Raw genomic sequence first — 239 nt, 5'->3', positions numbered from 1 at the left:
GCGCACAGCCAAAGTCCATCTTCCCGGTTATAAACAGGGGACAGTGATGCTTAATGTGCTCAGTGCTGATTTGAACAAGGTCTACTGGCGCTCTGCCATGCAGGGGATTAATGATTTGGAACAAATAAAGGAGGATGAAACAGGCGAGAGACTACAATCTGTTTTGGGCATTATGATGGGTGATTTCCCATCGGCAGGCCGCTAGTGTCTTCGGGCTTATATAGAGGAGTCTTTACTCT

1 pseudogene is annotated in these 239 nt (G+C 47.3%); it reads left to right on the top strand.

Annotation, left to right across the window (positions count from 1 at the left end):
• Window positions 1–205, top strand: a pseudogene (locus CXF72_RS00605) (DUF4136 domain-containing protein); the annotation flags it as partial.
• Window positions 206–239 lie beyond the last annotated feature (34 nt).

This window comes from Psychromonas sp. MB-3u-54 (assembly GCF_002836415.1).
In the GTDB taxonomy this organism is placed as follows: Bacteria; Pseudomonadota; Gammaproteobacteria; order Enterobacterales; family Psychromonadaceae; genus Psychromonas.
This window is presented reverse-complemented; position numbering and strand designations above follow the sequence as displayed.